The sequence below is a fragment of the Rhizobium sp. SEMIA4064 genome (genome assembly GCF_003025035.1).
GTDB lineage: Bacteria > Pseudomonadota > Alphaproteobacteria > Rhizobiales > Rhizobiaceae > Rhizobium > Rhizobium paranaense.
Genome location: NZ_PYJN01000013.1, coordinates 307,545 through 331,642 on the forward strand (window position 1 = coordinate 307,545; position 24,098 = coordinate 331,642).

The 24,098-nt window shown below is 58.7% G+C and carries 21 protein-coding genes and 1 tRNA gene; 20 read left to right on the forward strand and 2 right to left on the reverse strand.

Features of this window, described 5'->3' with window-relative positions:
• Positions 1–223: 223 nt before the first annotated feature.
• The 3 genes from tuf (C9E91_RS08010) (at position 224) to C9E91_RS08020 (ending at position 3,029) form a co-directional block, all read left to right on the forward strand.
• A complete protein-coding gene (gene tuf / locus C9E91_RS08010; RefSeq protein WP_107107798.1) occupies positions 224–1,399 on the forward strand; it encodes an elongation factor Tu in 1,176 nt (391 codons plus the stop codon).
• A 71-nt stretch (positions 1,400–1,470) separates the two neighbouring features.
• On the forward strand, positions 1,471–1,989 hold the full coding sequence (locus tag C9E91_RS08015; protein WP_107107799.1) for a P-loop nucleotide/nucleoside kinase family protein: 519 nt from the start codon (positions 1,471–1,473) through the stop codon (positions 1,987–1,989).
• Between the two features lie 146 nt (positions 1,990–2,135).
• The gene (locus tag C9E91_RS08020; RefSeq protein ID WP_107107800.1) at positions 2,136–3,029 is read left to right on the forward strand and encodes an NAD-dependent epimerase/dehydratase family protein; all 894 of its coding nucleotides are present in this window, start codon (positions 2,136–2,138) and stop codon (positions 3,027–3,029) included.
• Here the strand turns inward: C9E91_RS08020 and C9E91_RS19645 are convergent.
• Positions 3,014–3,259, reverse strand: a complete 246-nt coding sequence (locus C9E91_RS19645) for a hypothetical protein (protein ID WP_146143987.1) — start codon at positions 3,257–3,259, stop codon at positions 3,014–3,016. The two genes, C9E91_RS08020 and C9E91_RS19645, sit on opposite strands and share 16 nt — an antisense overlap.
• Positions 3,260–3,365: 106 nt before the next feature.
• Between C9E91_RS19645 and C9E91_RS08025 the strand changes: the two genes are divergently transcribed.
• The 11 genes from C9E91_RS08025 (at position 3,366) to rpoC (ending at position 17,603) form a co-directional block, all read left to right on the forward strand.
• Positions 3,366–4,052, forward strand: coding sequence for a glycosyltransferase family protein (locus C9E91_RS08025; protein WP_107107801.1), 687 nt, complete (start codon positions 3,366–3,368; stop codon positions 4,050–4,052).
• Between the two features lie 44 nt (positions 4,053–4,096).
• The gene (locus C9E91_RS08030; protein WP_181316055.1) at positions 4,097–4,954 is read left to right on the forward strand and encodes a 3-deoxy-manno-octulosonate cytidylyltransferase; all 858 of its coding nucleotides are present in this window, start codon (positions 4,097–4,099) and stop codon (positions 4,952–4,954) included.
• A 214-nt stretch (positions 4,955–5,168) separates the two neighbouring features.
• Positions 5,169–5,244 (forward strand) — tRNA-Trp (locus tag C9E91_RS08035).
• A gap of 196 nt (positions 5,245–5,440) precedes the next feature.
• Positions 5,441–5,641, forward strand: a complete 201-nt coding sequence (gene secE / locus C9E91_RS08040; RefSeq protein ID WP_107107803.1) for a preprotein translocase subunit SecE — start codon at positions 5,441–5,443, stop codon at positions 5,639–5,641.
• Positions 5,642–5,659: 18 nt separating this feature from the next.
• Positions 5,660–6,190, forward strand: coding sequence for a transcription termination/antitermination protein NusG (nusG, locus tag C9E91_RS08045; protein ID WP_075857230.1), 531 nt, complete (start codon positions 5,660–5,662; stop codon positions 6,188–6,190).
• Between the two features lie 179 nt (positions 6,191–6,369).
• Positions 6,370–6,801, forward strand: coding sequence for a 50S ribosomal protein L11 (rplK, locus tag C9E91_RS08050; protein ID WP_004123453.1), 432 nt, complete (start codon positions 6,370–6,372; stop codon positions 6,799–6,801).
• Positions 6,802–6,805: 4 nt separating this feature from the next.
• Positions 6,806–7,504, forward strand: coding sequence for a 50S ribosomal protein L1 (gene rplA, locus C9E91_RS08055; protein ID WP_028755227.1), 699 nt, complete (start codon positions 6,806–6,808; stop codon positions 7,502–7,504).
• A 333-nt stretch (positions 7,505–7,837) separates the two neighbouring features.
• Entirely contained in the window at positions 7,838–8,356 is a 519-nt protein-coding gene (rplJ, locus tag C9E91_RS08060; protein WP_104822778.1) for a 50S ribosomal protein L10, read from the forward strand.
• 58 nt (positions 8,357–8,414) lie between these two features.
• On the forward strand, positions 8,415–8,795 hold the full coding sequence (gene rplL, locus C9E91_RS08065; protein ID WP_028755229.1) for a 50S ribosomal protein L7/L12: 381 nt from the start codon (positions 8,415–8,417) through the stop codon (positions 8,793–8,795).
• Positions 8,796–9,058: 263 nt separating this feature from the next.
• On the forward strand, positions 9,059–13,201 hold the full coding sequence (rpoB, locus tag C9E91_RS08070; protein ID WP_107107804.1) for a DNA-directed RNA polymerase subunit beta: 4,143 nt from the start codon (positions 9,059–9,061) through the stop codon (positions 13,199–13,201).
• Positions 13,202–13,391: 190 nt separating this feature from the next.
• Positions 13,392–17,603 (forward strand): DNA-directed RNA polymerase subunit beta', encoded by a 4,212-nt coding sequence (gene rpoC / locus C9E91_RS08075; protein WP_107107805.1) that lies wholly within the window; start codon positions 13,392–13,394, stop codon positions 17,601–17,603.
• 102 nt (positions 17,604–17,705) lie between these two features.
• Here the strand turns inward: rpoC and C9E91_RS08080 are convergent, their stop codons facing one another.
• A complete protein-coding gene (locus tag C9E91_RS08080) occupies positions 17,706–17,999 on the reverse strand; it encodes a transcriptional regulator (RefSeq protein WP_107107806.1) in 294 nt (97 codons plus the stop codon).
• A gap of 505 nt (positions 18,000–18,504) precedes the next feature.
• On the opposite strand from C9E91_RS08080, the gene rpsL reads away from it, so the two are divergent.
• From rpsL to rplC, 6 genes are all read left to right on the forward strand, one after another.
• A complete protein-coding gene (gene rpsL, locus C9E91_RS08085) occupies positions 18,505–18,876 on the forward strand; it encodes a 30S ribosomal protein S12 (RefSeq protein WP_003507760.1) in 372 nt (123 codons plus the stop codon).
• Between the two features lie 77 nt (positions 18,877–18,953).
• Positions 18,954–19,424, forward strand: a complete 471-nt coding sequence (gene rpsG, locus C9E91_RS08090) for a 30S ribosomal protein S7 (protein ID WP_107107807.1) — start codon at positions 18,954–18,956, stop codon at positions 19,422–19,424.
• Between the two features lie 30 nt (positions 19,425–19,454).
• Entirely contained in the window at positions 19,455–21,554 is a 2,100-nt protein-coding gene (fusA, locus tag C9E91_RS08095) for an elongation factor G (protein WP_107107808.1), read from the forward strand.
• Positions 21,555–21,621: 67 nt separating this feature from the next.
• Positions 21,622–22,797 carry an elongation factor Tu gene (tuf, locus tag C9E91_RS08100; RefSeq protein ID WP_107107798.1) on the forward strand — a complete coding sequence of 392 codons (1,176 nt, stop codon included), beginning with the start codon at positions 21,622–21,624 and terminating at the stop codon, positions 22,795–22,797.
• A 311-nt stretch (positions 22,798–23,108) separates the two neighbouring features.
• Positions 23,109–23,417, forward strand: a complete 309-nt coding sequence (gene rpsJ / locus C9E91_RS08105) for a 30S ribosomal protein S10 (RefSeq protein WP_003547547.1) — start codon at positions 23,109–23,111, stop codon at positions 23,415–23,417.
• Positions 23,418–23,456: 39 nt separating this feature from the next.
• Positions 23,457–24,098 (forward strand): 50S ribosomal protein L3, encoded by a 642-nt coding sequence (rplC, locus tag C9E91_RS08110; RefSeq protein ID WP_107107809.1) that lies wholly within the window; start codon positions 23,457–23,459, stop codon positions 24,096–24,098.

The following is a 24,098-nucleotide window of genomic DNA, read 5'->3' on the forward strand; positions in this document are numbered from 1 at the left end:
ATCTAAGCATCTGAACCGGCAAATGCTTTTGCGTCTTTCCGGATCGGCCGGCGAAACCTTCGCGGCGAATCAATGTCGACGGCGCGCATTGTCCGCCATCGGCTACACTTCGCCAAGAATAGGGCCTGCAATTAAGTCTTGCGCAAACGCGATGAAAGCCTTAAACGGCGGCACTAAACCGGTTCGCCGGGGTCACCCATTTACGTTCACAGGAAGCATTCAAATGGCAAAGAGTAAGTTTGAGCGCAATAAGCCGCACGTTAACATCGGCACGATCGGCCACGTTGACCACGGCAAGACGTCTCTGACGGCAGCGATCACGAAGTTCTTCGGTGAGTTCAAGGCGTATGACCAGATCGACGCGGCACCGGAAGAAAAGGCACGCGGCATCACGATTTCGACGGCGCACGTTGAATATGAGACGCCTGCTCGTCACTACGCGCACGTCGACTGCCCCGGCCACGCTGACTATGTGAAGAACATGATCACGGGTGCTGCGCAGATGGACGGCGCGATCCTGGTTTGCTCGGCTGCTGACGGCCCGATGCCGCAGACGCGCGAACACATCCTGCTCGCCCGCCAGGTTGGCGTTCCGGCGATCGTTGTGTTCCTGAACAAGGTCGACCAGGTTGACGACGCCGAGCTTCTGGAGCTCGTCGAGCTTGAAGTTCGCGAACTTCTGTCATCCTACGACTTCCCGGGCGACGACATTCCGGTTGTCAAGGGTTCGGCCCTTGCTGCTCTGGAAGACAGCGACAAGAAGATCGGCGAAGACGCGATCCGCGAGCTGATGGCAGCGGTTGACGCCTACATCCCGACGCCTGAGCGTCCGATCGACCAGCCGTTCCTGATGCCGATCGAAGACGTGTTCTCGATCTCCGGCCGTGGTACGGTTGTGACGGGCCGCGTCGAGCGTGGCATTGTCAAGGTTGGTGAAGAAGTCGAAATCGTCGGCATTCGTCCGACGTCGAAGACGACGGTTACCGGCGTTGAAATGTTCCGTAAGCTGCTCGATCAGGGCCAGGCTGGCGACAACATCGGCGCGCTGATCCGCGGTGTGAACCGTGACGGCGTCGAGCGTGGCCAGATCCTTTGCAAGCCGGGCACTGTAAAGCCGCACAAGAAGTTCAAGGCCGAAGCCTACATCCTGACGAAGGAAGAAGGCGGCCGTCATACGCCGTTCTTCACGAACTACCGTCCGCAGTTCTACTTCCGCACGACGGACGTGACGGGTATCGTGACGCTTCCGGAAGGCACGGAAATGGTTATGCCTGGCGACAACATCACGGTTGACGTCGAGCTGATCGTTCCGATCGCGATGGAAGAAAAGCTGCGCTTCGCGATCCGCGAAGGCGGCCGTACCGTCGGCGCCGGCATCGTCGCTAGCATCGTCGAGTAATCTCCGGATTATTCGTGGTTACGAAGGCCCCGCTGGAAACAGCGGGGCCTTTCGCATTTCGGAGGAAACCAATGGGATTGATCGTTCTGACAGGCGCATCCGGCTCCGGAAAGACGGCAATTGCCGATGCGATCGCCGAGAGGTATCCGGATGATTTTGCGATCTATCGGTTCGACAGCATCGGCGTGCCGGCAGTGGATGCGATGATCAGGGATCACGGCTCGCCGGAAGCCTGGCAGCGCGACAAGACCGTGGAATGGATGGTGCGCTTGGCGAGGGTTGCGCGGAGTGGAAAGCCGGTCTTGTTTGAAGGGCAGATGCGGATCGCTTTCGTCCTCGAAGCAGCCGCGGCGGCCAATATCGCCGACTACAAGCTGCTCCTGGTTGATTGCGACGATGCTACAAGAACGGAGCGGCTTGCGGTCGGAAGAGGCCAGCCGGAGCTCGCGAACAAGGACATGATGAACTGGGCTGCCTATCTGTGCGGGGAGGCCGTCCAGCATGGCTGCGAGGTATTCGATACGAGCCGGCTTTCGCTTGATCAATGTGTTGAGCACATGTTGGAACATCTGCACAAGCAGTCGTCGTAAACCAATCCATCGATAGTCTCCGGTTGGTGACTTTGGTGGGTTACTGCTGCTCGGCAAGGAATCGCAGCAGAATGTCCCACGGCCGATGTCTTGCGAAATGCCCGAAAGGGCCTATCTATCGCTCGATTTTACCTGGAGGAGATTTCATGAAGAAACGTATTCTGTTCACCGGCGGTAGCGGCAAGGCCGGGCGTCATACCGTTCCCTGGCTAATTAATGCCGGTTACGAGGTCCACAATGTGGATCTCGTGCCGCTGGACAGCCCCGGCGTTACCAATCTGAATGCCGATATCACCGATGCAGGACAAGTCTACAACGTGCTCACCATGCATCGGGATTTCCCCGATCTCGATCATGGAAAGGGTGTGCAGCCCTACGACGCCGTCGTGCATTTCGCCGCCGTGCCGCGTATTCTGATCAAGCCTGACAACGAGACCTTCCGCATCAATACGATGGGCACTTACAATGTCATCGAAGCGGCGGCAAAGCTCGGCGTCAAGAAGATCATCGTCGCCTCCAGCGAAACGACCTATGGCGTCTGCTTTGCCGAAGGCCATCGCGATTTCCATCAGTTCCCGCTGGAAGAGGACTATGATGTCAATCCGATGGATTCCTATGGCCTCTCGAAGGTCCTGAACGAGAAGACGGCACGCGCCTTCGCTGAGCGTTTCGGCATCGACATCTATGCGCTGCGCATCGGCAACGTCATTGAGCCTCATGAATATGAGCGTTTCCCGGAATATTTTGCCGACACCGACATCCGCAAGCGCATAGCCTGGAGCTATATCGACGCACGCGATCTCGGCCAGATCGTCCATCTCTGTATTGAAAAAAGCGGTCTCGGCTTTCAGGTGTTCAACGCCGCCAACGACACGGTATCGGCCAACACGCCGTCCCGGGATCTTGCCGCCAAATACTTCCCGAACGTGCCGTTTACCCGCGAGATCGGCGAGTATGAAGGCCTGCTCTCCAACCGCAAGATCCGTGAAGTCCTGGGCTTCAAGGAAGAGCATAACTGGCGCCGCTACGTGAAGGTTTGAGGCTGCATTGCCGAATGAAATGAAAGCCGGGCGCCGTTGCGACGCCCGGTCGAAACCCCGTCGAGAGCAATGATGGCTCTCCATTTGTTACGGAAGAAAACCAAAAATGCTTCCGCAAACACTCGACAAATATCCGAGTTGAAGTAAGTAGGTTTGCGTTCGCGGGGCGTATCGTGGAAATTGCAGTTGTTTTCCATGATGCGGTTGGGACTCGTGTTTTGAATAGACATCATGTGGCTTGCGAGCCGGCAGGATGCTTCGCAACGCGATTTGCGCTGCGACTTGAAAGCTATTAACCGGTTGATCCCTTTGGTGGTCAGCCGCTTCGGAGGGACTATGAACGACGGTGTTGCACGTATTTTTGTCGGCTTTGATTCTAAGGAAGTCGTCGCCTATCACGTCCTCGCGCAAAGCATAATCGAGCACTCTTCGATCCCGGTGGCGTTTTCGCCGATCGTTCTCAGCAATCTCGACGGCATTTTCACGCGCGAGCGCAACCCGCTGCAGTCGACCGAATTTTCCTTCTCCCGCTTTCTGGTTCCTTACCTCAGCAATTACGAGGGCTGGAGCATCTTCATGGATTGCGACATGCTGGCTCGCGCCGACATTGCCGAACTCTGGAAGCTGCGCGACGACCGCTATGCCGCAATGTGCGTCAAGCACGACTACCAGCCGAAAATCGAGACCAAGTTCCTCGGCCAGACGCAGACCAAATATGAAAAGAAGAACTGGTCGAGCATGATCCTTTTCAACAATGCCAAATGCCGGGCATTGACGAAGGATTACGTCAACACCGCCACGGGCCTGCAGCTTCACCAGTTCAAATGGTTGGAAAGCGAAGATCAGATCGGTGAGGTTCCCGTGACCTGGAATTACCTCGTCAACGAATATGACTACCGGTCGGATGCCCAACTGGTGCACTTCACCGATGGCGGTCCGTATTTCGACGAGTATCGCAACGACGACTACGCCGAAGAATGGTTCGCCATGCGTGATCGCATGCTGCACGTCCAGCAGAAGTAACCGGGCTGGATCCGGGCGTGGGTGTCGAAGCAGGAAACAACGAAATCGGCTTCCCGGCTGCAGGGGCCGCCACAGGCTTGACGACCGCCGATGAATGGCGGTCCGTGCTGGCGGCCTTCTCCCACATCGTTCTTGTCGCAAACAGCGATGCGGTCGATATCGGCAGCCTCCAGCAGCAGTTTCCGTCGAGCGCGCTCTTCATCTTCTTCAATAAGGTCTACAAGGTCCTGGACCGCCCGTTCCACGGGCATTCGCTGCTGATTTCGCGCGGACAACCGCGCGGCGCGAATATCGTCTATCGGGGCGAGGTGGGTGACGTCGTCAAATTCTTCCCGAAGGAATATTTCCTCGGGATCATGAACATCCGCCTCGGGCGCGAGGAAAAACTGAATCCTGCCGCCGATTTCCAGGGCGCGCCCACAGGCCACCTCGATCTCGTCGGCTTCTGCAGCGATTTCTACACGGAGGGCAAGACGCCGACCAGCGGCTTTGCCATGGCGCTTTGGCTGAGCGATCTGAAACTGCCCGGCGCCATCGTGCTTGCCGGCTTCTCGGCCAAGCGTAGCGAAAAATGGAGGGTCGTGTCTGTTCACGACTGGACCTTCGAGCAGACCTTCCTGCGCCTCTTTGCCCGTCTTGGAAAGATCGTCATCCACGGCGGCGTTTCGCTCAATCCCTACATCCGGCTTGCCGAGCGCTTCTGTGAGGTTCCGCCGGCCGAAATTGCGCTGGCTGCGGCAGAGGTGCTGACCGAGCGGCTCGGCAATACCGACGCGGAAGTCGACAAGCTGATCTCGTTGACCAATGTGATTCGCTCCACAGACAATTTTCTGCGTCACCTCAGGCCGAAATTCCTGAAGCGGAAGCCCAAGGGAACGCCGGGAGAGCCGAAGGAAGGTTGAGAATTGCCCGCGCGACACATTCGGGAGATGCGGCAAAGCCCGCAATTCCTGTGGTCGGCGCCTTCGGGAATTGTCCGCATTGAACGAAGCTGCGCACCCTCTTGGGAAAAAACGAAAAACGCACTTGCCAATCGTTTCGTCCCGTCTTAAAGGAGCGCCATGCCTTCGAAAGGCGCTGGCGGGTCACCGCTCGGTGCCAGTGATCGAAGCATGAAGGGGTATAGCTCAGTTGGTAGAGCGGCGGTCTCCAAAACCGCAGGTCGTAGGTTCGAGCCCTGCTGCCCCTGCCATCTTCCTTGATTTGAATAGCGCGTCGGTTTCGCTGCTTCTTGGGTTGGGGATTATGCCGGTTTGGCGGCAAATTTTCGAAAGCACCGAATTCCCTCTTGTTAAATTGGGAATCGATGTTTATGTAGGGTTCAACAGACACGCGGTGCGTGGGGCTGATATGTTCAGCTTTACGCGCCGTAATTGCGTGGGCAGTCAATGGCATCCAAATCGAATCCACTTGCGTTTCTGCAGCAGGTCCGCTCCGAGACGTCGAAAATCACTTGGCCGTCCCGCCGTGAGACGATGATCTCGACGGTGATGGTACTCGTTATGGTCCTTTTCGCCTCGTTGTTTTTCTTTGCTGCTGACCAGCTCATTGGCTGGATTCTCGGCTACGTGCTGAATACCGGCAATTGATATCGGGTGGAGATGAACATGGCGGCACGTTGGTACATCGTCCACGCATATTCTAACTTCGAAAAGAAGGTGGCTGAATCCATCGAGGAGAAGGCCAAGCAGAAGGGTCTCGAGCATCTGTTCGAGAAGATCCTTGTGCCGACCGAAAAGGTGGTTGAAGTGCGCCGCGGCCGCAAGGTCGACAGCGAGCGCAAGTTCTTCCCGGGTTATGTGCTGGTGCGCGCCAACCTGACGGATGAAGCCTACCACCTGATCAAGAATACGCCGAAGGTCACAGGCTTTCTCGGCTCCGACAATAAGCCCGTTCCGATTCCGGATTATGAAGCCGAGCGTATTCTCGGTCAGGTCCAGGAAGGCGTCGAGCGGCCGAAGGCTTCGGTGTCCTTCGAGATCGGCGAGCAGGTCCGCGTTTCCGACGGTCCGTTCGCGTCGTTCAACGGCACGGTTCAGGATGTGGACGAAGAGCGTTCGCGCCTGAAGGTGGAAGTGTCGATTTTCGGCCGCGCTACGCCGGTCGAGCTGGAATACAGTCAGGTCGAGAAGGTCTGATCGTTTGTTTGAGTTTGGGTGTAAGTGAGTATTTGCTTACACCTCGCGGCGAAGCCGCAATCCGCGTGGAAGGGCAGGGGTCTTAGCCGGACCTTTTGATCCGCACCACGCAACCGCAGCCGCCGGAGCAATCCGGCATAATGGGCCGGGCAACCGGTCAATCAGAAAGGCAGAGAGATATGGCTAAGAAAGTTGCAGGCCAGCTCAAGCTGCAGGTTAAGGCCGGCTCGGCGAATCCGTCGCCGCCGATCGGTCCTGCGCTTGGTCAGCGTGGCATTAACATCATGGAATTCTGTAAGGCGTTCAATGCCGCCACGCAGGAAATGGAAAAGGGTATGCCGATCCCGGTCGTCATCACCTACTACCAGGACAAGTCCTTCACCTTCGTCATGAAGCAGCCGCCGGTCAGCTACTTCCTGAAGAAGGAAGCGAAGATCCAGTCCGGCTCGAAGACGCCGGGCAAGGGTGCCAAGGCTGGCACGCTCACCAAGGCTCAGGTCAAGTCGATTGCCGAAGCCAAGATGAAGGATCTGAACGCCGCCGATATCGAAGGCGCAATGGCCATGATCGAGGGCTCTGCCCGCGCCATGGGCCTGGAAGTGGTAGGTTAAGACCATGGTTGCAAAGCGTATTCAGAAGATCCGCGAAGGCGTCGATCCCACTAAGCTCTATGCTCTGACCCAGGCTATCGGCATGGTCAAGGAACGGGCTGTCGCCAAGTTCGACGAAACCGTCGAAATCGCAATGAACCTCGGCGTTGACCCGCGTCACGCTGACCAGATGGTTCGCGGCGTCGTCAACCTGCCGAACGGCACCGGCCGTACGGTTCGCGTTGCCGTCTTCGCTCGTGGCGCCAAGGCTGATGAAGCCAAGGCTGCCGGCGCTGACATCGTTGGCGCAGAAGACCTCGTTGAAATCGTCCAGGGCGGCAAGATCGACTTCGATCGCTGCATTGCGACCCCGGACATGATGCCGCTCGTCGGCCGTCTCGGTAAGGTTCTCGGCCCGCGCGGCATGATGCCGAACCCGAAGGTCGGCACCGTCACCATGGACGTCAAGGGTGCTGTCGAAGCCTCCAAGGGCGGCGCAGTCGAGTTCCGCGTCGAGAAGGCTGGTATCGTCCATGCCGGTATCGGCAAGGCCTCCTTCGATGCCAAGGCTCTGGAAGAAAACATCCGCGCCTTCGCTGACGCCGTTATCAAGGCGAAGCCGGCCGGTGCAAAGGGCAACTACGTCAAGCGCGTAGCGATCTCTTCGACCATGGGCCCGGGCGTCAAGATCGAGCCGTCGACGGTTACGGCACCGAGCGCCTAATGGTTTTGTCGGGCCTGTTGCCCGGCATTTAAGAATTCCTGGCCCTTCGGGGCCAGGATATCCGGAGAAATCCGGAATTCCTGTCCGAGATTGCAGGTGGTTGAGACCTTAATCACTTTGCCTGCATGAGACGGGTAAGACCCGAATTTTGAAGAAGTTCTGCTTCGATAAACTCGGTTCGAGCCTTGGATGCCTTGTGCCTTGGAGCCTTACGGCTCGAGCGCGAGGGGACAGGATCCTCAAGCGTCGCTTGGGATCTCTTAGCTGATCCCAGGAGGCAAAAGGCAACCCGGCAGGTCCGTTTATCGCGGTCCTGTCAACTGGAGAAAAGCAGTGGAAAGAGCGGAAAAACGCGAATTCGTCACGGAACTGAACGAAGTCTTCAAGGCTTCGGGCTCGGTTGTCGTGGCCCACTATGCTGGTGCTACAGTCGCTCAGATGAACGATTTCCGTTCCAAGATGCGCGCTGCTGGCGGCACCGTCAAAGTCGCGAAGAACCGCCTGGCCAAAATTGCTCTTCAGGGCACGGATGCAGAAGGGATTTCCAATCTCTTCACGGGTCAGACGCTGATCGCATACAGCACCGATCCGATTACCGCTCCGAAGGTCGTCGTGGATTTCGCCAAGACCAACGATAAGATCGTTGTTCTGGGCGGCGCCATGGGAACAACCACGCTCAACCCGGAAGGCGTCAAGTCGCTCGCGACCCTGCCTTCGCTGGACGAGCTGCGTGCAAAGCTGCTGGGCATGATCCAGACCCCGGCTACCCGCATCGCAGGTGTGGTTGCAGCACCGGCAAGCCAGCTTGCTCGTGTGTTCTCGGCCTACGCCAAGAAGGACGAAGCCGCTTAAGGCGGTTTTTCGCTGTTCATAATCAACCAGTTCGAACCGAACAAAAGGAACTACAAAAATGGCTGATCTCGCAAAGATCGTTGAAGACCTTTCCTCGCTGACCGTTCTCGAAGCCGCAGAACTGTCCAAGCTCCTCGAAGAAAAGTGGGGCGTTTCCGCCGCTGCTCCGGTAGCTGTTGCTGCCGTTGCTGGTGGTGCTGGCGCTGCTGCTGTCGTTGAAGAAGAAAAGACCGAGTTCGACGTCATCCTCGCTGATGCCGGCGCGAACAAGATCAACGTCATCAAGGAAGTCCGCGCCATCACCGGTCTCGGCCTCAAGGAAGCCAAGGACCTCGTTGAAGCCGCTCCGAAGGCTGTCAAGGAAGGCGTTTCCAAGGCTGAAGCCGCTGACATCAAGAAGAAGCTCGAAGACGCTGGCGCAAAGGCCGACGTCAAGTAAGCTTGAAACTGCTTTGGGAGGTGGCATTTTGCCGCCTCCCATTTGCCGTTTTTCCGAACAAATTACCCAAAAGCCGCGGCTAAAACGGCTTTTGGGTAATGGGTTCTTCAAGAGGATGGTCTCAGACCGAACCGCGACGCAATCCGTGCCGAGCGGTTTTCGGTTAGTTAGACGAGATTGAACTACTCATTGATTGATGGGATCGCCTGGCCAGCGGTTCCCATCCGTTGCAGGCCCGGGTGCAGGATTTTAAAGGAGCGACGATGGCTCAGACCCTTTCGTTCAACGGTCGCAGGCGCGTACGCAAGTTTTTTGGTAAGATTCCCGAAGTCGCAGAGATGCCGAACCTCATCGAGGTTCAGAAGGCGTCCTACGATCAGTTCCTCATGGTCGAAGAGCCCAAGGGCGGCCGCCCTGACGAGGGTCTCCAGGCCGTATTCAAGTCGGTTTTCCCGATCACCGATTTCTCCGGCGCTTCCATGCTGGAGTTTGTATCCTATGAGTTCGAACCGCCGAAGTTCGACGTCGACGAATGCCGCCAGCGCGACCTGACCTACGCCGCGCCGCTGAAGGTCACTCTCCGTCTGATCGTGTTCGATATCGACGAAGATACCGGCGCGAAGTCTATCAAGGACATCAAGGAACAGAGCGTTTACATGGGCGACATGCCGCTCATGACGAACAACGGTACCTTCATCGTGAACGGCACCGAGCGCGTTATCGTGTCCCAGATGCACCGTTCGCCGGGCGTCTTCTTCGACCACGACAAGGGCAAGAGCCACTCTTCCGGCAAGCTGCTCTTCGCTGCTCGCGTCATTCCGTACCGCGGCTCCTGGCTCGATATCGAATTCGACGCCAAGGACATCGTCTACGCCCGTATCGACCGCCGCCGCAAGATTCCGGTGACGTCGCTGCTGATGGCGCTCGGCATGGACGGCGAAGAAATCCTGTCGACCTTCTACACGAAGTCGCTCTATGAGCGCTCCGGCGAGGGCTGGCGCATTCCCTTCAAGGCGGAAACGCTGAAGGGCGCCAAGACCGTTACCGACATGATCGACGCCGATACCGGCGAAGTCGTAGTCGAAGGCGGCAAGAAGCTGACCCCGCGCCTGCTGCGTCAGTTGCAGGAAAAGGGCCTCAAGGCCTTGAAGGCCACCGACGAGGAGCTTTACGGCCTGTTCCTGGCGGAAGACATCGTCAACTTCCAGACCGGTGAGATCTATCTCGAAGCCGGCGATGAAATCGACGAGAAGACCCTTCCGGTGATCCTCAAGGCTGGTTTCGACGAAATCCCGGTTCTCGGCATCGACCATATCAACGTCGGCGCCTACATCCGTAACACGCTGTCTGCGGACAAGAACGAGAACCGTCAAGACGCTCTGTTCGACATCTACCGCGTCATGCGTCCGGGTGAACCGCCGACCATGGAATCGGCCGAAGCCATGTTCAACTCGCTGTTCTTCGATGCGGAGCGTTACGACCTCTCCGCCGTCGGCCGCGTGAAGATGAACATGCGCCTCGATCTCGACGTCGAAGACACCGTCCGCATCCTGCGCAAGGACGACATCCTGGCCGTGGTCAAGATGCTGGTCGAACTGCGCGACGGCAAGGGCGAAATCGACGACATCGACAACCTCGGCAACCGCCGCGTCCGCTCGGTCGGCGAGCTGATGGAAAACCAGTACCGTCTCGGCCTGCTCCGCATGGAGCGCGCGATCAAGGAACGTATGTCCTCGATCGAAATCGACACGGTTATGCCGCAGGATCTGATCAACGCGAAGCCGGCCGCTGCCGCCGTTCGCGAATTCTTCGGCTCCTCGCAGCTCTCGCAGTTCATGGACCAGGTGAACCCGCTCTCGGAAATCACCCACAAGCGCCGTCTTTCGGCTCTTGGCCCGGGCGGTTTGACCCGCGAACGCGCCGGCTTCGAAGTCCGCGACGTGCATCCGACCCACTATGGTCGCATTTGCCCGATCGAAACGCCGGAAGGCCCGAACATCGGTCTCATCAACTCGCTGGCGACCTTTGCCCGCGTCAACAAGTACGGCTTCATCGAAAGCCCTTATCGCCGCATCATCGACGGTAAGGTGACCAACGACGTGCTCTACCTCTCCGCCATGGAAGAGGCGAAGTACTACGTTGCTCAGGCCAACGCCGAGCTCGACGCCGACGGTTCCTTCATCGAGGAATTCGTCGTTTGCCGTCATGCTGGCGAAGTCATGCTCGCTCCGCGCGACAACATCAACCTGATGGACGTCTCGCCGAAGCAGCTTGTTTCGGTCGCTGCTGCTCTGATCCCATTCCTGGAAAACGACGACGCCAACCGCGCTCTCATGGGCTCGAACATGCAGCGTCAGGCCGTGCCGCTTCTGCGCGCCGAAGCTCCGTTCGTCGGCACCGGCATGGAGCCGGTTGTCGCCCGTGACTCTGGTGCTGCTATCGGCGCCCGCCGCGGCGGGGTGGTCGACCAGGTCGACGCAACGCGTATCGTTATCCGCGCCACCGAAGACCTCGATCCGTCGAAGTCCGGCGTCGATATCTACCGCCTGATGAAGTTCCAGCGTTCGAACCAGAACACCTGCGTCAACCAGCGTCCGCTGGTCACCGTCGGTGACGTGGTCAACAAGGGCGACATCTTGGCCGACGGTCCGTCGACCGATCTTGGCGATCTGGCGCTCGGCCGCAACGTGCTCGTCGCGTTCATGCCGTGGAACGGCTACAACTACGAAGACTCGATCCTGCTCTCCGAGCGTATCGTTGCCGACGACGTGTTCACCTCCATCCACATCGAAGAATTCGAAGTGATGGCGCGCGACACCAAGCTCGGTCCGGAAGAAATCACCCGCGACATTCCGAACGTTTCGGAAGAAGCGCTGAAGAACCTGGACGAAGCCGGCATCGTTTACATCGGCGCTGAAGTTCAGCCGGGCGACATCCTCGTCGGCAAGATCACGCCGAAGGGCGAAAGCCCGATGACGCCGGAAGAAAAGCTCCTGCGTGCCATCTTCGGTGAAAAGGCGTCCGACGTTCGCGACACCTCCATGCGCATGCCGCCCGGCACCTACGGTACGGTCGTCGAAGTTCGCGTCTTCAACCGCCACGGCGTCGAGAAGGACGAACGCGCCATGGCGATCGAGCGCGAAGAGATCGAACGTCTGGCCAAGGACCGCGACGACGAACAGGCGATCCTCGACCGTAACGTCTACGGCCGCCTGATCGAAATGCTCCGCGGCCAGGTTGCACTTGCCGGTCCGAAGAGCTTCAAGAAGGGCACGGAACTGTCCAACGCCGTCGTCTCCGAATATCCGCGCTCGCAGTGGTGGATGTTCGCTGTCGAGGACGAAAAGGTCCAGGGCGAGCTCGAAGCTCTGCGCGGCCAGTACGACGAGTCCAAGTCGCGCCTTGAACAGCGCTTCATGGACAAGGTCGAGAAGGTCCAGCGCGGCGATGAAATGCCTCCGGGCGTCATGAAGATGGTCAAGGTCTTCGTCGCTGTGAAGCGTAAGATCCAGCCGGGCGACAAGATGGCCGGCCGTCACGGCAACAAGGGTGTTGTATCGCGCATCGTGCCGGTCGAAGACATGCCGTTCCTCGAAGACGGTACGCATGTCGACATCGTGCTGAACCCGCTCGGCGTGCCGTCGCGCATGAACGTCGGTCAGATTCTCGAGACGCACCTTGGCTGGGCTTGCGCCGGCATGGGTCGTCAGATCGGCGAGCTGATCGAAGCCTATAAGGCAAGCGGCAACATCGAGCCTTTGCGCCAGACGATCGACATGGTCGTCGGCGACGGTCCGAAGAGCGACGACGTTCACGAGTATGACGACGCGTCGGTTCTGCGTCTGGCCGATCAGTGGAAGCGTGGCGTGTCCATCGCGACCCCGGTCTTCGACGGCGCCGGCGAAGTCGACGTCAACGAGATGCTCGCAATGGCAGGTCTTAAGCAGACCGGTCAGTCGACGCTCTATGACGGTCGTACCGGCGAGCAGTTCGACCGCCAGGTCACGGTTGGCTACATCTACATGCTGAAGCTGAACCACCTGGTCGACGACAAGATCCACGCCCGCTCAATCGGCCCGTACTCGCTCGTCACCCAGCAGCCGCTGGGCGGTAAGGCGCAGTTCGGCGGTCAGCGCTTCGGCGAAATGGAAGTCTGGGCGCTCGAAGCTTACGGCGCAGCCTACACGCTGCAGGAAATGCTCACGGTCAAGTCGGACGACGTGGCCGGCCGCACCAAGGTCTACGAAGCCATCGTTCGTGGCGACGACACCTTCGAAGCGGGCATTCCGGAGAGCTTCAACGTTCTCGTCAAGGAAATGCGGTCGCTGGGTCTCAGCGTCGAATTGGAAAACTCCAAGGTCGACGAGCTGCAGGCAGCGGGCCAGCTTCCGGACGCAGCCGAGTAATAGCCGATAGGGTGCGCGCTGTTCGTCAGCGCGCACCGTTCCCGCCGGCGCCCGAATTCGTGTAGCGCTAGGCAGGGACGATTTCGCCGCATTCTGCGGTTATTGTCGTTTTAAGGCGTCAGTCCGGTTCCCGGGAATTTGCCGGCACTGATTGCAATTCGAGGGCGTTTCGCCCCTAAAGGAGACAGGCATGAACCAAGAGGTCATGAATCTTTTCAATCCGCAGGTGCCTGCACAGAATTTCGATTCCATCCGGATTTCGATCGCATCGCCGGAGAAGATTCTTTCCTGGTCTTATGGTGAGATCAAGAAGCCGGAGACGATCAACTATCGTACGTTCAAGCCGGAACGCGATGGTCTGTTCTGCGCGCGAATCTTCGGGCCGATCAAGGATTACGAATGCCTGTGCGGCAAGTACAAGCGCATGAAGTACAAGGGCATCATCTGCGAAAAGTGCGGCGTCGAAGTCACGCTGTCGCGCGTTCGCCGTGAGCGTATGGGCCATATCGAGCTCGCCGCTCCCGTTGCCCACATCTGGTTCCTGAAGTCGCTGCCGAGCCGCATTTCCACGCTGCTCGACATGACGCTGAAGGATGTCGAGCGCGTTCTCTACTTCGAAAACTACATCGTCACCGAGCCGGGCCTGACCGCGCTCAAGGAGCATCAGCTCCTGACGGAAGAAGAGTACATGCTCGCCGTTGACGAATATGGCGAAGACCAGTTCACCGCCATGATCGGCGCTGAAGCGATCTACGAGATGCTGGCCAGCATGAACCTCGAGAAGATCGCCGGCGACCTGCGCTCCGAGCTTGCCGACACCACGTCGGATCTCAAGCAGAAGAAGCTGATGAAGCGCCTGAAGATCGTCGAGAACTTCATGGAATCCGGCAACCGTCCGGAATGGATGATCATGAAGGTCGTCCCGGTCATCCCGCCGGACCTGCGTCCGCTGGTGCCGCTCGATGGTGGCCGTTTCGCAACGTCGGATCTGAATGATCTGTACCGCCGCGTCATCAACCGTAACAACCGTCTGAAGCGCCTCATCGAACTGCGCGCTCCGGGCATCATCATCCGCAACGAAAAGCGCATGCTGCAGGAATCTGTTGATGCGCTGTTCGACAACGGCCGCCGCGGCCGCGTCATCACCGGCGCCAACAAGCGTCCGCTGAAGTCGCTGTCCGATATGCTCAAGGGCAAGCAGGGCCGCTTCCGTCAGAACCTGCTCGGCAAGCGCGTCGACTATTCCGGCCGTTCGGTCATCGTGACCGGTCCGGAGCTCAAGCTGCATCAGTGCGGCCTGCCGAAGAAGATGGCGCTCGAACTCTTCAAGCCGTTCATCTACGCCCGCCTCGACGCGAAGGGTTATTCCTCGACCGTCAAGCAGGCCAAGAAGCTGGTTGAAAAGGAAAAGCCGGAAGTTTGGGATATCCTCGACGAGGTCATCCGCGAGCATCCGGTTCTGCTGAACCGCGCGCCGACGCTGCACCGCCTGGGCATCCAGGCCTTCGAACCCATGCTGGTCGAAGGCAAGGCCATCCAGTTGCACCCGCTCGTCTGCACGGCTTTCAACGCCGACTTCGACGGTGACCAGATGGCTGTTCACGTGCCGCTGTCGCTCGAAGCCCAGCTCGAAGCCCGCGTGCTGATGATGTCGACCAACAACATCCTGCATCCGGCAAACGGAGCACCGATCATCGTTCCGTCGCAGGACATGGTTCTCGGTCTCTATTACCTCTCGATCCTGAACCAGAACGAGCCGGGCGAAGGCATGGCCTTCTCCGACCTCGGTGAGCTTCATCACGCTCTGGAAAACAAGGTCGTGACGCTGCATTCGAAGATCCGCGGCCGCTTCAAGTCGATCGACGAAGAGGGCAAGCCCTATTCGAAGATCTATGAAACGACCCCTGGCCGCCTGCTGATTGGCGAACTGCTGCCGAAGCATGGCAAGGTGACCTTCGACATCTGCAACCAGGAAATGACCAAGAAGAACATCTCCAAGATGATCGACACGGTCTACCGTCACTGCGGCCAGAAGGACACGGTCATTTTCTGCGACCGCATCATGCAGCTCGGCTTCGCTCATGCCTGCCGCGCCGGCATTTCGTTCGGCAAGGACGACATGGTCATTCCGGATACCAAGGTTAAGATCGTCGGTGACACCGAAGCCCTGGTGAAGGAATACGAGCAGCAGTACAACGACGGTCTGATCACCCAGGGCGAAAAGTACAACAAGGTTGTCGACGCCTGGGGCAAGGCCACGGAAAAGGTCGCCGAAGAAATGATGGCCCGCATTAAGGCCGTCGAATTCGACGAGAAGACCGGTCGTCAGAAGCCGATGAACTCGATCTACATGATGAGCCATTCGGGCGCCCGCGGTTCTCCGAACCAGATGCGTCAGTTGGGCGGCATGCGCGGCCTCATGGCCAAGCCGTCGGGCGAAATCATCGAGACGCCGATCATCTCGAACTTCAAGGAAGGCCTGACCGTTAACGAGTACTTCAACTCGACGCACGGCGCCCGTAAGGGTCTGGCAGACACCGCCTTGAAGACCGCGAACTCCGGTTACCTGACCCGCCGTCTCGTCGACGTCGCGCAGGATTGCATCGTGACGCACATCGATTGCGGCACCGAAAGCGGCCTCACCATGACTGCCATCGTCGATGCCGGTCAGGTTGTCGCCTCGCTCGGCGCCCGCATCCTCGGCCGTACGGCGCTGGACGATATCGACCATCCGATCACGGGTGAGCGCATCGTCGATGCTGGCAAGATGATCCTCGAGCCGGATGTCATCGAGATCGAAAAGGCTGGTATCCAGTCGATCCGCATCCGTTCGGCGCTGACCTGCGAAATCCAGACGGGCGTCTGCTCGGTCTGCTACGGCCGCGACCTTGCTCGCGGTACGCCGGTCAACATCGGTGAAGCTGTCGGCGTCATTGCCGCTCAGTCGATCGGTGAGCCGGGCACGCAGCTCACCATGCGCACCTTCCACTTGGGCGGCACGGCGACCGTGGTCGACCAGTCGTTCCTGGAAGCCTCGTATGAGGGCACGGTTCAGATCAAGAACCGCAACATGCTGCGCAACTCCGAAGGCAGCCTGGTTGCCATGGGCCGTAACATGACGGTGCAGATTTTGGACGAACGTGGCGTCGAACGCTCTTCGCAGCGCGTCGCCTACGGCTCCAAGCTCCATGTCGACGAAGGCGACAAGGTCAAGCGCGGTCAGCGTCTCGCAGAATGGGATCCGTATACCCGTCCGATGATGACGGAAGTCGCCGGTACGGTGCACTTCGAAGACGTTATCGACGGTCTCTCGGTTCTCGAAGCGACCGACGAGTCGACCGGCATCACCAAGCGTCAGGTTATCGACTGGCGTTCGACGCCGCGCGGCTCGGATCTGAAGCCGGCGATCGTCATCAAGGATGCCAGCGGCAATGTCGCCAAGCTGTCGCGCGGCGGTGAAGCCCGCTTCCTGCTCTCGGTTGACGCGATCCTGTCCGTCGAGCCGGGCCAGAAAGTGTCGCAGGGTGACGTTCTTGCCCGTTCGCCACTGGAAAGCGCCAAGACCAAGGACATCACCGGCGGTCTGCCGCGCGTTGCCGAACTGTTCGAAGCCCGTCGTCCGAAGGACCACGCCATCATCGCAGAGATCGATGGTACGATCCGCCTCGGCCGCGACTACAAGAACAAGCGCCGTGTCATCATCGAGCCGGCGGAAGACGGTGTCGAGCCGGTCGAATACCTGATCCCGAAGGGCAAGCCCTTCCACCTTCAGGAAGGCGACTATATCGAAAAGGGTGACTACATCCTCGACGGTAACCCGGCTCCGCACGACATCCTGGCGATCAAGGGCGTGGAGGCTCTGGCTTCCTACCTCGTCAACGAAATCCAGGAAGTCTACCGTCTCCAGGGCGTTGTCATCAACGACAAGCACATCGAAGTGATTGTCCGTCAGATGCTGCAGAAGGTGGAAATCACCGATGCAGGCGACAGCCAGTATATCGTTGGTGACAATGTCGACCGTATCGAGCTGGACGATAACAACGACCGCCTGATCGAAGAGGGCAAGAAGCCCGCTTACGGCGATCCGGTTCTGCTCGGCATCACCAAGGCGTCGCTGCAAACCCCGTCCTTCATCTCCGCCGCGTCCTTCCAGGAAACGACGAAGGTGCTGACGGAAGCTGCGATCGCCGGCAAGACCGACGGCCTGCAGGGTCTGAAGGAAAACGTCATCGTCGGCCGTCTCATCCCGGCCGGTACCGGTGGTACCATGACGCAGATCCGTCGCATCGCGACGGCTCGCGACGAGCTGATCCTGGAAGAGCGTCGCAAGGGCACGGGCGCCGCCGTCGCCACGCCGATGCTGCAGGACATGGCCAACGAAAACGCCCCGGCCGCTGAATAAGCGGCTGGAGTTAAGCTGGAATCAAAAACCGCCCGGAGCGATCCGGGCGGTTTCTTTTTTCATCCATAGTGTGAAGAGCAGGCGAGGGGAGTGCGATCCCGTCTAGCGAAACCGAATGATCGCCACTTCGCCTTCCAGCGCGCCCTGATAGGCCGAGGCATGCGGTTCTTCGTCGGGCACGTCGGTCAGCATGCCGATCTGATCGAGATCGGCCTCGATGAAGCCTTCCTCAGCAAGGGCATTCAGCGCTTCGCGAACAGCGGTGTCGTCATCTGGTGCCTTCAGCATAACATGCAGGTCGACGCCTTCGCCGCCGTCCGTTTCATATCCCTTGCCGATGATGATGAAGACCATGGGGCCGTCGAAATTGTTGTCGTTGTCTGGCTCTGTGATCATAAGTCTTCCTTCGGTGGTATCGATTCGGCCGAGCGATTCTCTGAACTGCCCTTGCCGATCGGTGAAATTGTCTTTCTGTGATTCCTTATAGGGATTTTAACGAAATACCCAAGTCTATCTTGCCGGAGCGACGCCATTTCCTCGTCTGAGGCGCCAAACGGCTGGTTTGGCCCGTCTTTTCGGGGTTTGTGACAAAGATAATTCTTAACCGGCCTTGACGAACCTGCGGGAAACCAGTAGTACCGCCGCCATCAGGACCCATGTGAGGCATGGCTGTTCGGAGCGACGCGCTCTGGAGTTCACCTCAAACAAGGTTCTAAACGCACGTTGAAGACACGAATGCTGCACGCAAGACGCAATTTGCTGCGTCCTCTGCTTTTTTGTGGTCCATCTGCGAAAGCGGATCGGGCCACGTTTTGCGCATTGAGGCGAACGTGTGTCGTGCCGGAGACGGCGAGAGTTAAGCCCGCAAGGGTGTCGAGACAGATTTACAAGGGATGGTTGAATGCCTACCGTAAACCAGCTAATCCGCAAGCCTCGCCAGGCGCAGGTAAAGCGTAATAAGGTTCCCGCTCTTCAGGAGAACCCGCAGAAGCGTGGTGTTTGCACCCGCGTCTACACGACGACGCCGAAGAAGCCGAACTCGGCTCTGCGTAAGGTCGCAAAGATCCGCCTCACCAACGGCTTTGAAGTCATTGGTTACATCCCGGGCGAAGGTCACAACCTTCAGGAGCACTCTGTCGTCATGATCCGTGGCGGCCGCGTCAAGGACCTTCCGGGTGTTCGCTACCACATCATCCGCGGCGTTCTCGATACCCAGGGTGTCAAGAACCGCAAGCAGCGCCGTTCCAAGTACGGTGCAAAGCGTCCGAAGTAATTCGGTTTCAGGTAATCCGGCGCTGCGCGAGGTTCTCCGCGTTGTAAAGCGCCGCTAACAGTTGAGAGACGAGAAGTATGTCCCGACGTCACAGAGCAGAAAAGCGCGAGATCAATCCGGACCCGAAGTTCGGCGATCTGGTTGTCACGAAGTTCATGAATGCCATCATGCTGGACGGCAAGAAGTCCGTAGCTGAAAACATCGTATACGGCGCATTCGACGCCGTGCAGGGCAAGGCAAAGCAGGAGCCGCTCGGCGTGTTCCATCAGGCTTTGGATAACATCGCTCCGCACGTTGAAGTCCGTTCGCGCCGCGTTGGTGGTGCTACATATCAGGTTCCGGTCGACGTTCGTCCCGAGCGCCGTCAGGCTCTTGCTATTCGCTGGCTGATCTCTGCTGCCCGCAAGCGCAACGAAACCACCATGGTCGACCGTCTCTGCGGCGAACTTCTTGATGCCTCCAACAACCGCGGCTCTGCCGTCAAGAAGCGCGAAGACACGCACAAGATGGCTGATGCCAACCGTGCGTTCTCGCATTATCGCTGGTAATCCCGAACGGTTTCCGAAAGGCAGTCCACTATGGCTCGCGAATATAAAATCGAAGACTACCGCAATTTCGGTATCATGGCGCACATCGACGCCGGCAAGACCACGACGACCGAGCGTATCCTTTACTACACCGGCAAGTCGCACAAGATCGGCGAAGTCCACGACGGCGCAGCCACCATGGACTGGATGGAGCAGGAGCAGGAGCGTGGCATCACGATCACCTCTGCTGCTACCACGACCTTCTGGAAGGGCCGTGACGGCAAGATGCGCCGCTTCAACATCATCGACACCCCCGGCCACGTCGACTTCACCATCGAAGTCGAGCGTTCGCTGCGCGTTCTCGACGGCGCTATCGCTCTGCTCGATGCCAACGCTGGTGTTGAGCCGCAGACGGAAACCGTCTGGCGTCAGGCTGAGAAGTATCATGTTCCGCGCATGATCTTCTGCAACAAGATGGACAAGACCGGCGCCGACTTCTATCGCTCGGTCGAGATGATCAAGAGCCGCCTCGGTGCGACCGCCGTCGTCATGCAGCTCCCGATCGGCGCTGAAAGCGATTTCAAGGGCGTTATCGACCTGATCGAGATGAACGCTCTCATCTGGCGCGACGAGTCGCTCGGCGCCCAGTGGGACGTCGTCGAAATCCCGGAAGACATGAAGGCCAAGGCTGAAGAATATCGCGAAAAGCTGATCGAGACGGTTGTCGAGATCGACGAAGCTGCGACCGAAGCCTATCTGGAAGGCAACCTGCCGGACAACGATCAGATCCGTGCGCTCGTCCGTCGCGGCACGATCGACGTCAAGTTTCACCCGATGTTCTGCGGCACCGCTTTCAAGAACAAGGGCGTTCAGCCGCTGCTCGACGCTGTTGTCGATTACCTGCCGTCTCCGATCGACATCCCGGCGATCAAGGGCATTGACGTCAAGACGGAAGCTGAAATCCACCGTCACGCTGACGATGCTGAGCCGCTCTCCATGCTGGCGTTCAAGATCATGAACGACCCCTTCGTCGGTTCGCTGACCTTCGCCCGTATCTACTCCGGCAAGCTCGAAAAGGGCGCGTCGGTCATGAACACGGTCAAGGACAAGCGCGAGCGCGTCGGCCGCATGCTGCAGATGCACTCCAACTCGCGTGAAGACATCGAAGAAGCCTTCGCTGGCGACATCGTTGCTCTGGCCGGTCTCAAGGAAACCACCACTGGCGATACGCTCTGCGATCCACTGAAGCCGGTTATCCTCGAGCGCATGGAATTCCCCGAGCCGGTCATCCAGATCGCGATCGAGCCCAAGACCAAGGGCGACCAGGAAAAGATGGGCCTCGCGCTCAACCGCCTGGCTGCCGAAGATCCGTCCTTCCGCGTCAAGACGGACCAGGAATCGGGTCAGACGATCATTGCCGGCATGGGTGAACTTCACCTCGACATCATCGTCGACCGCATGCGTCGTGAATTCAAGGTCGAAGCAACCGTCGGCGCGCCGCAGGTTGCTTACCGCGAAACCATCACGCGTCAGACCGAGAAGGACTACACCCACAAGAAGCAGTCGGGTGGTACCGGTCAGTTCGCTCGCGTCAAGATCGTGTTCGAACCGAACCCGGAAGGCGACGATTTCAAGTTCGAGTCCAAGATCGTCGGCGGTGCTGTTCCGAAGGAATACGTTCCGGGCGTTCAGAAGGGCATCGAAAGCGTTCTGTCTTCGGGCCCACTGGCTGGCTTCCCGATGCTCGGCGTCAAGGCGACACTGATCGACGGTGCCTTCCACGACGTCGACTCGTCGGTTCTGGCCTTCGAAATCGCTTCGCGCGCTTGCTTCCGTGAAGCAGCCCGTGAAGCTGGTGCCCAGCTCCTCGAGCCGATGATGAAGGTCGAAGTCGTGACGCCGGAAGATTACGTCGGCGACGTCATCGGCGACCTGAACTCGCGTCGTGGCCAGATCCAGGGCCAGGAAAGCCGCGGTATCGCTGTTGTCATCAACGCGAACGTCCCGCTGGCAAACATGTTTAAGTACGTCGACAACCTGCGCTCCATGTCTCAGGGCCGCGCGCAGTACACGATGACCTTCGATCATTATTCGCCGGTCCCGTCGAACGTCGCACAGGAAATCCAGGCAAAGTATTCCGGTCAGAAGTGACCGGAATACCAATTGACCGATAACAAGAATTGATCCCTTCGGGGACAAGAAAAACGGAGAGCCGAAAATGGCAAAGAGTAAGTTTGAGCGCAATAAGCCGCACGTTAACATCGGCACGATCGGCCACGTTGACCACGGCAAGACGTCTCTGACGGCAGCGATCACGAAGTTCTTCGGTGAGTTCAAGGCGTATGACCAGATCGACGCGGCACCGGAAGAAAAGGCACGCGGCATCACGATTTCGACGGCGCACGTTGAATATGAGACGCCTGCTCGTCACTACGCGCACGTCGACTGCCCCGGCCACGCTGACTATGTGAAGAACATGATCACGGGTGCTGCGCAGATGGACGGCGCGATCCTGGTTTGCTCGGCTGCTGACGGCCCGATGCCGCAGACGCGCGAACACATCCTGCTCGCCCGCCAGGTTGGCGTTCCGGCGATCGTTGTGTTCCTGAACAAGGTCGACCAGGTTGACGACGCCGAGCTTCTGGAGCTCGTCGAGCTTGAAGTTCGCGAACTTCTGTCATCCTACGACTTCCCGGGCGACGACATTCCGGTTGTCAAGGGTTCGGCCCTTGCTGCTCTGGAAGACAGCGACAAGAAGATCGGCGAAGACGCGATCCGCGAGCTGATGGCAGCGGTTGACGCCTACATCCCGACGCCTGAGCGTCCGATCGACCAGCCGTTCCTGATGCCGATCGAAGACGTGTTCTCGATCTCCGGCCGTGGTACGGTTGTGACGGGCCGCGTCGAGCGTGGCATTGTCAAGGTTGGTGAAGAAGTCGAAATCGTCGGCATTCGTCCGACGTCGAAGACGACGGTTACCGGCGTTGAAATGTTCCGTAAGCTGCTCGATCAGGGCCAGGCTGGCGACAACATCGGCGCGCTGATCCGCGGTGTGAACCGTGACGGCGTCGAGCGTGGCCAGATCCTTTGCAAGCCGGGCACTGTAAAGCCGCACAAGAAGTTCAAGGCCGAAGCCTACATCCTGACGAAGGAAGAAGGCGGCCGTCATACGCCGTTCTTCACGAACTACCGTCCGCAGTTCTACTTCCGCACGACGGACGTGACGGGTATCGTGACGCTTCCGGAAGGCACGGAAATGGTTATGCCTGGCGACAACATCACGGTTGACGTCGAGCTGATCGTTCCGATCGCGATGGAAGAAAAGCTGCGCTTCGCGATCCGCGAAGGCGGCCGTACCGTCGGCGCCGGCATCGTCGCTAGCATCGTCGAGTAATTCGAAGCCGGCCACTCCATCCGAGTGGCCGATTCGATGACAATAATATGATGCAAGCGGCAGTAGCCGCTTGCTTATGACATCGAAATGTTGCAAATGGCGCGCGAGCGCGATTTGCGCGCTGCTTCGGATAACGAAGCAGCCAATGAGATTAACAATAAGGTGGGCCGAAAGGTCTGAAGAAGTGGATGGGGATGCCGCAGCCGGCGTCCCCCTCGATCTTTGAAACCGGTGGTCCGCCTTAGGAAAAAGAACAATCCGTGCCCTTTTTTAGCGGCACGCGAGATAACAAAACACAAGGATAACGTCGAATGAACGGCCAAAATATCCGCATTCGCCTGAAGGCGTTCGATCACCGAATTCTCGATGCTTCCACGCGCGAGATCGTGTCGACGGCGAAGCGCACCGGTGCTAGCGTCCGGGGCCCCGTTCCGCTTCCGACTCGTATCGAGAAGTTCACGGTAAACCGGTCCCCGCACATCGACAAGAAGAGCCGCGAGCAGTTCGAGATGCGCACGCATAAGCGCCTTCTCGACATCGTTGACCCGACCCCGCAGACGGTAGACGCGCTGATGAAGCTCGATCTCGCCGCCGGTGTCGATGTTGAGATCAAGCTCTGAGACCTCTGGTCCTCGAGCTGAGTGAGAAGGATTGAACCGATGCGTTCAGGTGTGATTGCACAGAAGGTGGGAATGACCCGCGTCTATAACGACGCCGGCGAGCACGTCCCGGTAACCGTATTGCGTTTGGATGGCTGCCAGGTCGTGGCCCAGCGCACAGTAGAAAAGAATGGCTACACCGCAGTTCAGCTCGGTGCCGGCCAGGCAAAAGTTAAGAACACGACGAAGGCCCTGCGCGGTCATTTCGCCGTTGCCAGCGTTGAGCCGAAGGCCAAGCTCGTTGAATTTCGTGTTACGGATGAAAACCTGCTCGAAGTCGGCACCGAGCTCAAGGCCGCTCACTTCACGGCGGGCCAGCTCGTCGACGTGACCGGCACGACGATCGGTAAGGGCTTTGCAGGCGCTATCAAGCGTCACGGCTTCGGCGGTCTGCGCGCCACGCACGGTGTGTCGGTTTCGCACCGCTCGCACGGTTCGACCGGCTCGCGCCAGGATCCGGGCAAGGTGTTCAAGAACAAGAAGATGGCTGGTCACATGGGCCAGACTCGCGTCACGACGCAGAACCTCGAAGTGGTATCGACCGATGAAGATCGCGGTCTGATCCTCGTCAAGGGTGCAGTTCCCGGCTCCAAGGGTGCCTGGATCATCGTGCGCGACGCCGTCAAGTCGGCCGCGAAGTAA

What these genes read in the sequence shown, in the direction of transcription:
- tuf (WP_107107798.1), top strand. Translation starts at nt 224, where the DNA reads ATGGCAAAGAGTAAGTTTGAGCGCAATAAGCCGCACGTTAACATCGGC.
- C9E91_RS08015 (WP_107107799.1), top strand. Translation starts at nt 1,471, where the DNA reads ATGGGATTGATCGTTCTGACAGGCGCATCCGGCTCCGGAAAGACGGCA.
- C9E91_RS08020 (WP_107107800.1), top strand. Translation starts at nt 2,136, where the DNA reads ATGAAGAAACGTATTCTGTTCACCGGCGGTAGCGGCAAGGCCGGGCGT.
- C9E91_RS19645 (WP_146143987.1), bottom strand. Translation starts at nt 3,259, where the DNA reads ATGTCTATTCAAAACACGAGTCCCAACCGCATCATGGAAAACAACTGC.
- C9E91_RS08025 (WP_107107801.1), top strand. Translation starts at nt 3,366, where the DNA reads ATGAACGACGGTGTTGCACGTATTTTTGTCGGCTTTGATTCTAAGGAA.
- secE (WP_107107803.1), top strand. Translation starts at nt 5,441, where the DNA reads ATGGCATCCAAATCGAATCCACTTGCGTTTCTGCAGCAGGTCCGCTCC.
- nusG (WP_075857230.1), top strand. Translation starts at nt 5,660, where the DNA reads ATGGCGGCACGTTGGTACATCGTCCACGCATATTCTAACTTCGAAAAG.
- rplK (WP_004123453.1), top strand. Translation starts at nt 6,370, where the DNA reads ATGGCTAAGAAAGTTGCAGGCCAGCTCAAGCTGCAGGTTAAGGCCGGC.
- rplA (WP_028755227.1), top strand. Translation starts at nt 6,806, where the DNA reads ATGGTTGCAAAGCGTATTCAGAAGATCCGCGAAGGCGTCGATCCCACT.
- rplL (WP_028755229.1), top strand. Translation starts at nt 8,415, where the DNA reads ATGGCTGATCTCGCAAAGATCGTTGAAGACCTTTCCTCGCTGACCGTT.
- rpoB (WP_107107804.1), top strand. Translation starts at nt 9,059, where the DNA reads ATGGCTCAGACCCTTTCGTTCAACGGTCGCAGGCGCGTACGCAAGTTT.
- rpoC (WP_107107805.1), top strand. Translation starts at nt 13,392, where the DNA reads ATGAACCAAGAGGTCATGAATCTTTTCAATCCGCAGGTGCCTGCACAG.
- C9E91_RS08080 (WP_107107806.1), bottom strand. Translation starts at nt 17,999, where the DNA reads ATGATCACAGAGCCAGACAACGACAACAATTTCGACGGCCCCATGGTC.
- rpsL (WP_003507760.1), top strand. Translation starts at nt 18,505, where the DNA reads ATGCCTACCGTAAACCAGCTAATCCGCAAGCCTCGCCAGGCGCAGGTA.
- rpsG (WP_107107807.1), top strand. Translation starts at nt 18,954, where the DNA reads ATGTCCCGACGTCACAGAGCAGAAAAGCGCGAGATCAATCCGGACCCG.
- fusA (WP_107107808.1), top strand. Translation starts at nt 19,455, where the DNA reads ATGGCTCGCGAATATAAAATCGAAGACTACCGCAATTTCGGTATCATG.
- tuf (WP_107107798.1), top strand. Translation starts at nt 21,622, where the DNA reads ATGGCAAAGAGTAAGTTTGAGCGCAATAAGCCGCACGTTAACATCGGC.
- rpsJ (WP_003547547.1), top strand. Translation starts at nt 23,109, where the DNA reads ATGAACGGCCAAAATATCCGCATTCGCCTGAAGGCGTTCGATCACCGA.
- rplC (WP_107107809.1), top strand. Translation starts at nt 23,457, where the DNA reads ATGCGTTCAGGTGTGATTGCACAGAAGGTGGGAATGACCCGCGTCTAT.